Genomic DNA, 11,669 nt, shown 5'->3' on the forward strand with positions numbered 1-11,669 from the left:
CTTCTCCCTCAAACTTCAGCTGTCCATACGGATCATCCTCGATCAAATAGGCAGAATAACGGTTTAAAAGAGCACACAGTGCTTTTCTTTTCTCCACAGAATATGTAAGTCCGGTTGGATTCTGAAAATTTGGAACCGTATATAAAAGTTTTACATTCCTCTCCTCCAGGATCTGCTCCAGCCTGTCCAGATCGATCCCGTCGTCCAATAGAGGCACCGGACAGAAATCTGGTTCAAATACGGTAAACGCCTGAATCGCCCCCAAATACCCAGGTTCTTCGATCGCAAGCGCGTCACCGGGATTGATCAGCACCTTTCCCATCAGATCCAACGCCTGCTGCGACCCTGTCGTAATCAGCACATCGTCTGCCTGTACATCCATCCCGTATTCGTCCCGGTATCTCTCTGCCACCCATTCCCTGAGCGGCCGATAGCCTTCCGTGCTGGAATACTGGAAAACCTCGTCACCAAATTGGTCTATAACCCGTTCCATAGACTGTTTAAGTTCTTTCTTCGGAAAGGAAACCGGATTAGGCAGTCCTCCTGCAAAGGAGATGATGTCATCCTGCTGGATAACTTTTAATATTTCTCTGATAAAGGATGCCGGGGTGTTTAAGATTCTCTCTGAAAACTGTGTCATACTTTTGTACCTCTTCTTTCTGCGGTGATGTAAGAAAAGCCCTAAACCGGCTGTCCGGCTTAGAGCGCCCTAATAAATTAATTTTGCTTATTATATGCCTTTCTCTCCTGTCTGTCAAGAAACCGAAAGGATACCTACTTTATCTTCACCTGTTCTATGTTTTTAATGATGATCGTGCTTCCTCCGCCCTGTTCTTCCAGGATCTCTACATTGTCTTTTGTAATATATTCTTCCATTGGGATCTTGATCTCGATCCCCGCGTCGGTCTCAAGAATCTGATATTCCAGCTTCTTCACGGTATTTTCTTTGGCCACCGTAAAGGTGTCATACTGGAGATCATATCTCTCGATGCGGTCGTCAAACTCCTGTTTCTTCTCCGTGCTGTCCCCAAAAATTCTGTCACCGATCTCGTTGATCCGAAACTCATTTTTTTCCGCAAATTCTTCTCTCAGCTTACTCCTGGCATCCAGCCGGTTTCTCAGCGGTTCATTCTCGTACCGGTTATTAATATCCGTGATCACCTTGTTTAAGATCTGGAATTTCTTTTTGGGAGCCATATCTGCGTGGCACTGGAGAAAACGCTCAGAAATATAGTTTATCTTGTCGCCTGTCAGCATCTCAAACTTCTTCTCCACCAGCTGGACTTTATACTCCAGAAGATCCACAATTACAGCCTCCGTGAGCTTTGCCCCGTCCATAGGCATCACCCGCTGCTTTACAATGTCGTTGACTTCATTTTCTTCCTCTTTATGTATGTAAGTCTCCTTATAATTCATTTTCAGAAGCGCCAGATGTACGACGCTGTATAACTGGAAACTGACCACGATCAGATCTGCCACCGGAATTGTCACACTGTCGCACATAATATCAAAAAGACTCTCCGACAGTACACGGCTGGCTTCCACAAAGCTTTCATCCTCCTTTTCATCCATCGATTCCAAAAGGCTTAAGACCGGTGAAAGGCTTCCGTCAAACTGGCATTTTTTTGTGTCATCACTCTCCAGGATCTTAAATATATGGCCCCTGATAAATTCCATCAAGTCCGGTCCCAAATCCAGCAGGTCGTTGGACAGTCCAAGATACCCGTTGTGGCTGTCCAGAATATGGATAATCCCTTTTCTTATGATAATATCATCTCTCTGTATCTGCATGTTCATCCTACTTTCTATTAAATTTTCTTTGACCATTATACTAGAAAAAATCCGTCCGGACAACTCCGAACGGATCTCTATAACCCCTTCACCTTACATATCTGCAAGGACATTTTTGACATATTCATAAGCTCTTGGGCAATGGCTCTTTAAAGAAGCTCTGTTCATAGAATACTCTTTAAATACCTCTGCAAAAAACTCTTTGTTGTTTGATACTGCATAAGCTCTGTTGTCGCCGGCAAAATTGTTCTTTTCTGCATTATAGATCGCCCTGAACTCTGCTGTGGAATCAGCTCTGTTGTTTACATATGCTACGAAGTGTCCTACCTCGTGAACCAAAACTCTGTTGACATTGTTCTTTATCACAATCTTCTTCTGAGATGGGCTGAATACTCCGTCTGCCCCTTTCAGCAAAGAAGAATTTGGATTTGTCTCGATGATCATTCCCACTCTGTTGAATTCGCTGATTACCTTGTCATCGACAATACCCTTCAGCTGGCTGATATTTGCGTTTCCTGCCTGTGCAAGATTTGTTGTTTTGATGACCTTCTTAATGGTTGTTGTTGTTTTGACCGTTTTTTTCTTTGCTTTTTTTGTTGTCTTTACAACAATATCCGTCTGAACTGTCTCTTCTACTTTTTTAGATACGCTTGTGATCACTTTTTTAGAAGTTTTTTTCGTTTTTTTGGTTGTGACTTTTTTGCGTTTTACTTTTTTCTTTAATTTATATGTCTTTGTTTTAACTTTTTTGGATGTACTTGTTTTGACTGTTACTTTACTGCTGGCTGCCTTCACAGGTGCTGCTGCGGCCGGAGCTGTGAATCCGACAACAAGCAAAACTGCCAATGCACTTACTAAAACTTTTTTGATTGCTTTTTTCATGATCATGCGCCTCCTATATTTCATAGACACAAGCCAGTGACCATCCTGATCTCTGGTACGAAAAAAGCACTCTGCTTATTTCATAACACATGAGCTTCCCCATGCGGCAACCGGCTATCGTAATCTCTTAGAGATCTTAGACCCTTGGCTTTGTGTCACTACCTTTCGATAGTTTTACTAAATATTAAATTACTGATTAATTAACTTATCATTTCTGATGTGATTCTGTGCAGAATATTAATTAATCCAGCTTTATGAAATTCGGAGCATCTATCTGGAAGTAAGCCCTCCAAATAAAAAACCATCTGCAAAATATTCTTTACAGACGGCTGCGCTTATAATCATATAAGATAGATAATTATTATCCATACACATTAATATATAATGTGGCAACCGGCTGTCATAATCCCCGTTCTGAGGACCTTAGACCCTTGGCTTTGTGTCACTATCTTTCAATAGTTTTACCGATGAATAATTCAATTGTATGATAAGGCCTAGTCATCTATCCTTATCTTAATTTTATTATATGCCCGCTAACAAAAGATGTCAATAGCTTTCCAAAAACTTTTCATATTAATTTACTCTGAAAAGACAAATGATACAATGAATGTTCTTTCATCAGAAGCCTAAGTTATCTTTTATACACCGACGACAAAAATGTGGTATGATAGGATTAAAATCAAGGAGGTATCATACATGATTCAAGGTGTAATTTTTGATATGGACGGGCTGATGCTGGACACGGAGACCCTGGCTATCCCCGCATGGCTTAAGGCCGGAAAAACTTATGGATTTCCCATCACAGAGGAGCAGGTAGCACATACTTTCGGCTTTTCTGTTCAAGGTATGCAGGAATACTTTATGTCTTTGTTCGGAGATAAATTCCCTTTTGAAAAAGCACTTCAAATAAGAAAAGATTACGTAAATGAATGGATTGATGAACACGGAGTCCCATTTAAACCCGGTCTGCTTGAACTTCTGCCGTTTTTAAAAGACAACGGCTACAAGATCGCCGTTGCCACATCCTGTGACCTGGAGCGTGTTACCCGCTACTTTCATCAGGGCGGGATCATGGATTTCTTTGACGCCGTGGTAACCGGGGAGATGGTCCCAAGAAGCAAACCACACCCTGACATTTTCCTGAAAGCATGTAAAGAACTGGGACTCGATCCGTCCGTATGCCTAGGGCTGGAAGACTCCCCTGCGGGATTGGAATCTATCTTCAGGGCCGGAATGACCGCCGTGATGATTCCTGATAAAATTCCTTATTCAGATCAACTCAAGGAATTTACCGGCACTGTGCTCGGTGATCTGTCCGAGGTAATCACTTATCTTGAAAATGAAAGCAGGACCAGATAATTCCTGTCTGTTTACCCGCATGTCTGTCATACTGCTGATCTGTTTTTTATCGGTCAGCAGTATTTTCATTGTTTATCTCAAGAATTCTGCCCACATGATCTGTTTCAAAAAACATTTCTTTGTTTGCCAGGACGATCCCGACTGCAGCCGCTGTAATGACAATGGTCTCTATACACTTTGTCTGGGGCGTCATAGCGATTTTTTCCTGAAAGAAATTTACGACGATATGAAAAAAGATGCTCGCCATCATACTCCGGTTATTCTTTACGTACACCCACGTCGTAATAAATCCCAGAGGGATTACACTGATAAAGAAATTTATTGCATAGCCGGTACCAAGCTGCAGAAGTCCAGCCTGATAAGACCCTTCGATGAAAAACAGGGGGATATGCCAGGCAGACCAGATGAAACCAAACAGGACTGATTCCCAAAACCAGCTTCCGTACTGGGCAATGGCGTCTTCACCATACCCTCTCCACCCCAGCTCCTCTATAACAGAGGCAAGCAGTATCGTGAGAAGGGCTGAACTGCCCTTTATGGAAAAAGAAAATCCCTCAGCAAACGAAAACTGATCCAGACTCTGACCAAAAAATACAGACAGAAGAATTGAAACTGCAACAATACATACAAACAGGGTAAAAGCAGAAAACAGATTTACAGAATGTACGCGGTAAAATCCAATCAGCTTTCGCTTCAGGTCCGATTTAAGCGCCTTACTTTTGGACAGGAGAACCGTCAGTACTGCCGTTCCTGCCGGAACACACAATCCCAGGAACATCCATGTCATTGCCGCCTGATTATCTTTACAGACTGCTGCTGCCGTCCAGAAAGCCCATGTAAGTCCAAAGACAATCAGGTAAAACCGAATTGGGCGGTATTGATATTGGTTCATATCTCACACCTCAAATTCTGGTTCAGGGACCGCTTCGATGATCAGTTCGCTTTTCATACCATTCAGCTCGATCATATTGGTACTGTCATCAATTTCTTCCTCTTTCACAGAAAAATCTTCTGCGGTACCGCCTTCTTTTTCGTAGTAAATATGATTGCCGATCCCTTTCTTTACGGCAAAGAACTCCATATTTTCGGGCACTGTAAGCCTCGAGGTCGATGAAAGCTGATTGATATCCAGGCGTCCGCAAAGCCCGGCACAGACAATGTTCATATCTTCATTGCTGTTGATCTCCACATGTCCTGTCACATCATGCACAAGTACTCTCTCTGTCTTTCCTGAAAACTCGATATTCTTTGCCCCCATACGCGTAAGTTCCAGCACAGAAGTATTGCCGGAAATCTCCGCCTCGCCAGTATACTGCTGCGGAATCCAGATGAACACATCCAGTTCCTTTTTCGCCCTGGCTTCCGTCATGTTTCCAAACCGACGGACATCAATATCAATCTTTTTCCTTACGTCATCGATCCGGACTTTAAAGACGGACTGAATCTCCTCAATCTGGTCCGACGCAAGGCACACCCGGATCTTCTCACCTTTATATCCGCAGAGGGATACTTTCTTTGCTCCCGAAAAAGTAATATCGTAATTTTTCCCGCAGTCGATGTCATATTCCGTTGTACTGTCATATAGATAGTCACCTTTTTGTCTGCTTCTTTCTTCACTTTCAAGCAGCTCATCAATGGAAATGTCAAACAGAGACGCAATCGCTTTTACGTTCTCTATGTCCGGCACTCCCGCTCCGGTTTCCCATTTTGTCACCGCCTGCCGGGATACCCGAAGCTTTTCAGCCATCTTTTCCTGAGACATCTTTGCCTGCCTGCGCAGGTCTTTTAATTTTGTTGAAAACATTTTATGTTCCTCCTCTGTTTGGATGGTGAAAGTATAGCAGTCAAAGTTTTTCCCAACAAGCAACTGTTGTTTACATATGAGTTTTTTATGCTACTTTCCGTAGCAAAAGAGGTCCTGCACGGATGCAGGACCTCTTTTGTGAGTTTTATTGATGTTTGTGATTATTTTACAACAGCTTTTAACTGTTCTGTCAGCATCGGAACGATCTTATTTAAATCTCCGACAATACCGTAGTCAGCCACGTCAAAGATTGGCGCTGTGTCATCTTTGTTGATTGCTACAATGATGTCTGCTTCTTCCATACCTGCTACGTGCTGGATAGCTCCGGAAATACCGATTGCAAAGTATACGTTCGGACGTACTGTCTTACCAGTCTGTCCAACCTGAATATCTCTCGGTTTCCATCCTGCATCTACGACTGCACGGGAGCAGCTTACTTCTCCGCCTAAAACTTCTGCTAAATCTTCTAAGATCTTGAAGTTTTCTGGACTTCCTACTCCACGTCCTCCGGATACAAGGATGTTGGCATCCATGATATCTACCACATCTGTCACAGATTTTACAACTTCCATGATCTCAACATATTTGTTGTCCGGTGTGAATCCAGGATTGAATTCGATGACCTCGGCTTTTGCACCTTCGATCTTATCGATCGCCTGCATAACACCAGGACGTACCGTAGCCATCTGAGGACGGTTGTCCGGGCAGGCAATAGTAGCGATCGTGTTTCCACCGAATGCAGGACGTGTCATCAGTAACTGATTGTGTTTCTGCTCTCTTCCAGGGATTGCAACTAATGGGAAATCACCGATTTCAAGGACTGTACAGTCAGCAGTAAGACCTGTTGCAACTCTCGCAGACACACGAGGTCCTAAGTCTCTGCCGATTGCTGTCGCACCAACCAGCATGATTTCCGGTTTGTATTCATTGATCACAGATGCAAGTGCATGAGTATAAGGCTCTGTTCTGTATTCTTTCAGTTCAGGATCATCAACGACGATTACCTTGTCCGCACCGTAAGCTGCAAGTTCATCTGCAAGGTCTTTCACTTCAGATCCAATTAATACAGCTGTTACATCAGTATCTAAATCTTTTGCAAGGTCTTTGGCTTTTCCAAGTAATTCAAAAGCGATGCCGCTTAATTCATTGTCTACCTGCTGTGCAAAGACATAAACTCCTTTATATTCTTCTAAACCCATTTTATTCACCACTTTTCCTTTTTAAATTAGATTACATGTTTTTCTTTTAATTTGTCCATGATATATGCTACGGATTCTTCAGGATCTAAGGTTACCTTTTCTCCTGCACCCTTACGAACCTTATCAGATGCTTTCGCGATCTTTGTAGGTGATCCGGCAAGTCCGATGTTTGCATCATCGACATCTTTTAAGTCTTTTCTTCCCCAAACAGTAACTTCTGCATCGTATGCATCGAAGATTCCGCCCGGTGTCATGTAACGCGGCTCGTTTAATTCAGAAAGTGCTGTGATCAGGCAAGGCATTTTTGCCTTTACAACATGATATCTGTCTTCATACTGACGTTCAACAACAACATTGTCTCCGTCAATCTTGATATCCTGAGCGTAAGAAATAACCGGAATATCCAGATGCTCTGAAATCTGAGGACCTACCTGTGCGGTATCTCCATCGATTGCCTGACGTCCTGTGATGATCAGGTCGTAGTCAAGATTTCGGATCGCACCTGCAAGCGTTGTAGAAGTAGCCCATGTATCTGCTCCTCCGAGAACTCTGTCTGTGACAAGGACTCCCTTATCTGCACCCATTGCCATAGCCTCACGTAAAACTTCGTCCGCTTTCGGAAGTCCCATTGTAAGAACTGTCACTTCTGCATCATATTCATCTTTTAATTTCAATGCTGCTTCCAATCCAGCTTTATCATCTGGATTCATGATAGTCAGCATCGCACCTCTATCCAAAGTACCATCCGGGTTAAATTTAACTCCGCCTTTAGTATCTGGTACCTGTTTTACACATACAACGATTTTCACAGTAAAGTACCTCCCTTATTTTAACAGATTTCCAGAAATAACCATACGCTGAACTTCAGATGTTCCTTCATAGATCTCAGTGATCTTAGCATCGCGCATCATACGTTCTACATCGTATTCTCTGATATATCCGTAACCACCGTGTAACTGAACAGCCTTTGTTGTCACTTCCATTGCAACTTCTGCTGCATATAACTTCGCCATAGCTGCTTCTACGCTGTATACCTTCTGTGTAGCTTTAGCCATCGCCGCTTTATAAACTAACAGTTTTGCTGCCTCAACTTTTGTTGCCATATCAGCCAACTGGAACTGAGTGTTCTGGAACTGTCCGATGGTACGTCCAAACTGTTTTCTCTCTTTTACATATTCGATGGTTGCTTCTAAAGCACCTTCTGCCAGACCAAGAGCCTGAGAAGCGATTCCGATACGTCCACCATCAAGTGTATGCATAGCGATTCCGAATCCCTTGCCCTGTTTTCCTAATAAGTTTTCTTTCGGAATGCGGCAGTCTTCGAAGATCAGCTCATAAGTAGAAGATCCGCGGATACCCATTTTCTTTTCCTTTGTTCCAAAGGAGAAGCCTGGTGTTCCTTTATCAACGATAAATGCGGAAATCTCTTTTAATTTTCTTCCGCGTTTTTCGATGATGCCTGTAACAGCAATCACGATATAAACGTCTGCTTCTTTACCGTTTGTGATGAAGCATTTGGAACCGTTTAATACCCACTCGTCTCCGTCTAAGACAGCTTTTGTCTGCTGACCCTGAGCGTCTGTACCGGCTCCCGGCTCTGTAAGACCGAATGCGCCTAATTTTTTACCGGATGCAAGGTCCGGAAGATATTTTTTCTTCTGTTCTTCTGTTCCGTAAGTCATGATCGGATCACAGCACAGAGAGGTATGTGCAGATACGATAACACTTGTAGTACCGCAAACTTTTGCTAATTCTTCCACACACATAACGTATGTAAGAGGATCACAGCCCTGTCCGCCGTACTCTTTCGGGATCGGGATACCAAGAAAACCGTTCTTAGCCATCTTCTCAGCAGTTTCTTTCGGGAACTGTTCTGTTTCATCCACGTCCTGTGCAAGAGGCTTTACTTCATTTTCGGCGAACTCTTTGAACAGAGTTCTTGCCATTTCGTGTTTCTTACTTAATGCGAAATCCATTTCTTATTCCTCCATTTAATTATTTACTATAATCGTAGAATCCTTTACCGGTCTTCTGACCTAACATACCGCCGCGTACCATTTTTCTCAGCAATGGGTGAGGACGATATTTGGTATCTCCAAACTCGTTGTAAAGTACTTCCATGATAGCAAGGCAAACATCTAATCCGATCAGGTCACCTAACGCCAACGGTCCCATCGGGTGATTAGCTCCTAATTTCATTGCTGTATCGATACCTTCCACAGATGCCACTCCGTCTGCATAGATTCCGATTGCTTCGTTGATCATCGGGATAAGGATTCTGTTTACAACGAAACCAGCTGCTTCTTCTACCTGAACCGGTGTTTTTCCGATTTCTTTAGAGATCTCGATGATTTTGTCAACGATCTCCTGAGGAGTATTGATTCCTGCGATTACTTCAACAAGCTTCATAACCGGAGCCGGATTGAAGAAATGCATACCGATCATCGGGCGGTCAAGTCCTGCTCCGATTTCAGTAATAGAAAGGGAAGATGTATTGGTAGCGAAGATTGCTTCCGGTTTGCAGATATCCTGTAATTCTTTGAATGTCTGCTTTTTGATCTCCATGTTTTCGATTGCTGCTTCCACAACAAGGTCACAGTCAGTGCAGATATCTTTTACGCCTGTTGTGATCTTTGCTAAAATGGCATCCGCTTTTTCCTGGTCCATTTTGCCTTTTGCAACTCTTTTTTCAAATCCTTTTGCGATTCTTGCTTTTCCGTTTGCTGCGAACTCTTCATTGATGTCGCAAAGGCAAACTTCATAACCTTCTGTCTGCGCAAATGCCTGGGCAATTCCGCTGCCCATTGTTCCAGCACCGATAACTCCAACTTTCATTATGATTCCTCCTGTATTTAAACTCTAATTGTTGCCTGCCAATGATTATTTATTTTTGAATCCGTCGACTTTCGTCTTGTTTAAGAATGCTTCCATGCCTGCTCTCTGGTCTTCACTCTCAAAGCAGCTTCCGAATGCTTTTTCTTCCACGACGATAGCCTGATCCATGTCCACATCCAGACCTTCATTGATGGCTTTCTTTGAAGCGCGGACTGCGATCGGAGCGTTCTTAGCGATCTTTGCAGCCATCTTCTTTGCTGCGTCTAAGAGCTCTGCCTGCGGATATACCGCATTAACGAGTCCGATTCTGTATGCTTCATCTGCCTTGATGTTGAATGCAGTGTAGATCATTTCTTTTGCTTTTCCAGCGCCTACGAGACGGGCAAGCCTCTGTGTTCCGCCGAATCCAGGAGTGATCCCAAGACCTACTTCCGGCTGTCCGAACACTGCATTTTCTGCACAGAGACGGATGTCACAGCTCATAGAGATCTCGCATCCTCCGCCCAGTGCAAATCCATTCACTGCAGCGATGGTCGGGATAGGAAATGTCTCTAACTTGCGGAATACGTCATTTCCTTTTTTACCGAACGCTTCTCCCTCTGCCTTTGTCAATGTACTCATCTCTGCGATGTCTGCTCCGGCTACGAAAGATTTGTCTCCTGCTCCGGTGAGGATTAAGGCTCTTGTATTTTCGAGATCAACAGCATCCAAAACTTCGTCAATCTCTCCAAGCACCTGGCTGTTCAGCGCGTTTAATGCTTTTGGACGGTTAATAGTGAGGATTCCTACAAAACCTTCTGTTTCATATGTGATGAATTCCATGGATTCATTCTCCTTTCAAATTAAATTAGTCCATTTCAACGATGGTAGAGCATCCCATACCGCCGCCGATGCAAAGTGTTGCAAGACCTTTCTTAGCTCCCCTGTCTTTCATTGCGTGAAGCAGAGTTACGAAGATACGGCATCCTGAAGCTCCAACCGGATGTCCGATCGCGATTGCTCCGCCGTTTACATTTAATTTGCTTAAGTCGAATCCTAAGTCTTTTCCTACTGCCACAGACTGAGCTGCGAATGCTTCGTTTGCCTCGATCAGATCGAAGTCATCGATGCTCATTCCTGTTCTTTCCATAACTTTTCTTGTGGAAGCGACCGGTCCGATACCCATGATCTTAGGATCTACACCGCCGAGTGCTCCGGCAACCCATGTAGCCATCGGTGTAACACCTAATTCTTTTGCTTTTTCTTCACTCATAACGACAACTGCTGCCGCACCGTCATTGATTCCTGAAGAGTTCGCTGCAGTTACCATTCCATCTTTTTTGAATGCCGGTCTTAATCCTGAGATGCCTTCTGCTGTTGTTCCAGGACGAGGTCCTTCGTCTTTATTCACGATGATGGTTTCTTTTTTCTTCTTTACTTCTACCGGCACGATCTCTTCATCGAACTTTCCGGCTTCCTGAGCTGCAACTGCCTTCTGCTGGCTTGCTGCTGCAAACTCATCTAATTCTTCACGGGTAAGTCCCCACTGGTCACAGATGTTCTCTGCTGTCATACCCATGTGATAGTCGTTGAATGCACACCATAATGCATCATTGACCATAGCATCTTTCAACACGCCGTTGTTCATACGGTATCCGAAACGCGCCTGATCTAATACATATGGAGCCATTGACATGTTCTCGCATCCACCTGCTACGACAACGTCAGCGTCACCGCTTCTGATCATGTCTGCAGCCATGTTTACCGCTTTCAGTCCGGAACCGCATACAACGTTGATCGTTGTTGCCGGAACTTCGATC

At 43.7% G+C, this 11,669-nt stretch carries 12 protein-coding genes and 2 riboswitches; of the genes, 1 reads left to right on the forward strand and 11 read right to left on the reverse strand.

Annotation, left to right across the window (positions count from 1 at the left end):
- The 3 genes from QVP35_RS07560 to QVP35_RS07570 all read right to left on the reverse strand — a co-directional run.
- A partial coding sequence (locus tag QVP35_RS07560) for an aminotransferase-like domain-containing protein (RefSeq protein ID WP_288187804.1) occupies nucleotides 1–640 on the reverse strand: 640 nt, incomplete at its 3' end.
- 134 nt (nucleotides 641–774) lie between these two features.
- Nucleotides 775–1,791, reverse strand: a complete 1,017-nt coding sequence (locus QVP35_RS07565) for a nucleoid-associated protein (protein WP_022260978.1) — start codon at nucleotides 1,789–1,791, stop codon at nucleotides 775–777.
- A gap of 93 nt (nucleotides 1,792–1,884) precedes the next feature.
- Nucleotides 1,885–2,673, reverse strand: a complete 789-nt coding sequence (locus QVP35_RS07570; protein WP_022260979.1) for an anthrax toxin lethal factor-related metalloendopeptidase — start codon at nucleotides 2,671–2,673, stop codon at nucleotides 1,885–1,887.
- Nucleotides 2,674–2,775: 102 nt separating this feature from the next.
- A riboswitch (cyclic di-GMP riboswitch) is annotated at nucleotides 2,776–2,862 on the reverse strand.
- 196 nt (nucleotides 2,863–3,058) lie between these two features.
- Nucleotides 3,059–3,149: riboswitch (cyclic di-GMP riboswitch) on the reverse strand.
- A 220-nt stretch (nucleotides 3,150–3,369) separates the two neighbouring features.
- Between QVP35_RS07570 and QVP35_RS07575 the strand changes: the two genes are divergently transcribed.
- A complete protein-coding gene (locus tag QVP35_RS07575; RefSeq protein ID WP_022260980.1) occupies nucleotides 3,370–4,032 on the forward strand; it encodes an HAD family hydrolase in 663 nt (220 codons plus the stop codon).
- Between the two features lie 46 nt (nucleotides 4,033–4,078).
- Here the strand turns inward: QVP35_RS07575 and QVP35_RS07580 are convergent, their stop codons facing one another.
- From QVP35_RS07580 to QVP35_RS07615, 8 genes are all read right to left on the reverse strand, one after another.
- Nucleotides 4,079–4,924: a CPBP family intramembrane glutamic endopeptidase gene (locus QVP35_RS07580; protein WP_009290558.1), complete on the reverse strand. Its 846-nt coding sequence runs from the start codon at nucleotides 4,922–4,924 to the stop codon at nucleotides 4,079–4,081.
- Between the two features lie 3 nt (nucleotides 4,925–4,927).
- Nucleotides 4,928–5,836, reverse strand: a complete 909-nt coding sequence (locus QVP35_RS07585) for a helix-turn-helix transcriptional regulator (protein WP_009290557.1) — start codon at nucleotides 5,834–5,836, stop codon at nucleotides 4,928–4,930.
- Between the two features lie 161 nt (nucleotides 5,837–5,997).
- Complete coding sequence (locus QVP35_RS07590) at nucleotides 5,998–7,035, reverse strand: electron transfer flavoprotein subunit alpha/FixB family protein (protein WP_006565762.1); 1,038 nt, start codon at nucleotides 7,033–7,035, stop codon at nucleotides 5,998–6,000.
- 26 nt (nucleotides 7,036–7,061) lie between these two features.
- Nucleotides 7,062–7,844, reverse strand: coding sequence for an electron transfer flavoprotein subunit beta/FixA family protein (locus QVP35_RS07595; protein WP_006565763.1), 783 nt, complete (start codon nucleotides 7,842–7,844; stop codon nucleotides 7,062–7,064).
- Between the two features lie 15 nt (nucleotides 7,845–7,859).
- Complete coding sequence (locus QVP35_RS07600; protein ID WP_009290555.1) at nucleotides 7,860–9,011, reverse strand: acyl-CoA dehydrogenase; 1,152 nt, start codon at nucleotides 9,009–9,011, stop codon at nucleotides 7,860–7,862.
- Nucleotides 9,012–9,030: 19 nt separating this feature from the next.
- Nucleotides 9,031–9,870: a 3-hydroxybutyryl-CoA dehydrogenase gene (locus QVP35_RS07605; protein WP_009290554.1), complete on the reverse strand. Its 840-nt coding sequence runs from the start codon at nucleotides 9,868–9,870 to the stop codon at nucleotides 9,031–9,033.
- A 45-nt stretch (nucleotides 9,871–9,915) separates the two neighbouring features.
- Entirely contained in the window at nucleotides 9,916–10,692 is a 777-nt protein-coding gene (locus QVP35_RS07610) for an enoyl-CoA hydratase-related protein (RefSeq protein WP_006565766.1), read from the reverse strand.
- Nucleotides 10,693–10,717: 25 nt separating this feature from the next.
- Nucleotides 10,718–11,669: acetyl-CoA C-acetyltransferase (locus tag QVP35_RS07615; protein ID WP_288187806.1), on the reverse strand; the 952-nt coding region annotated here is incomplete at its 5' end.

The organism is Anaerostipes sp. CAG:276, from assembly GCF_000432215.1.
GTDB lineage: Bacteria > Bacillota > Clostridia > Lachnospirales > Lachnospiraceae > Anaerostipes > Anaerostipes caccae.

Excerpts from the sequence above, each read along its gene's own strand:
- QVP35_RS07565 (WP_022260978.1), bottom strand. The coding sequence starts at position 1,791 with ATGCAGATACAGAGAGATGATATTATCATAAGAAAAGGGATTATCCAT.
- QVP35_RS07610 (WP_006565766.1), bottom strand. The coding sequence starts at position 10,692 with ATGGAATTCATCACATATGAAACAGAAGGTTTTGTAGGAATCCTCACT.
- QVP35_RS07580 (WP_009290558.1), bottom strand. The coding sequence starts at position 4,924 with ATGAACCAATATCAATACCGCCCAATTCGGTTTTACCTGATTGTCTTT.
- QVP35_RS07585 (WP_009290557.1), bottom strand. The coding sequence starts at position 5,836 with ATGTTTTCAACAAAATTAAAAGACCTGCGCAGGCAGGCAAAGATGTCT.
- QVP35_RS07590 (WP_006565762.1), bottom strand. The coding sequence starts at position 7,035 with ATGGGTTTAGAAGAATATAAAGGAGTTTATGTCTTTGCACAGCAGGTA.
- QVP35_RS07575 (WP_022260980.1), top strand. The coding sequence starts at position 3,370 with ATGATTCAAGGTGTAATTTTTGATATGGACGGGCTGATGCTGGACACG.
- QVP35_RS07600 (WP_009290555.1), bottom strand. The coding sequence starts at position 9,011 with ATGGATTTCGCATTAAGTAAGAAACACGAAATGGCAAGAACTCTGTTC.
- QVP35_RS07605 (WP_009290554.1), bottom strand. The coding sequence starts at position 9,870 with ATGAAAGTTGGAGTTATCGGTGCTGGAACAATGGGCAGCGGAATTGCC.
- QVP35_RS07570 (WP_022260979.1), bottom strand. The coding sequence starts at position 2,673 with ATGAAAAAAGCAATCAAAAAAGTTTTAGTAAGTGCATTGGCAGTTTTG.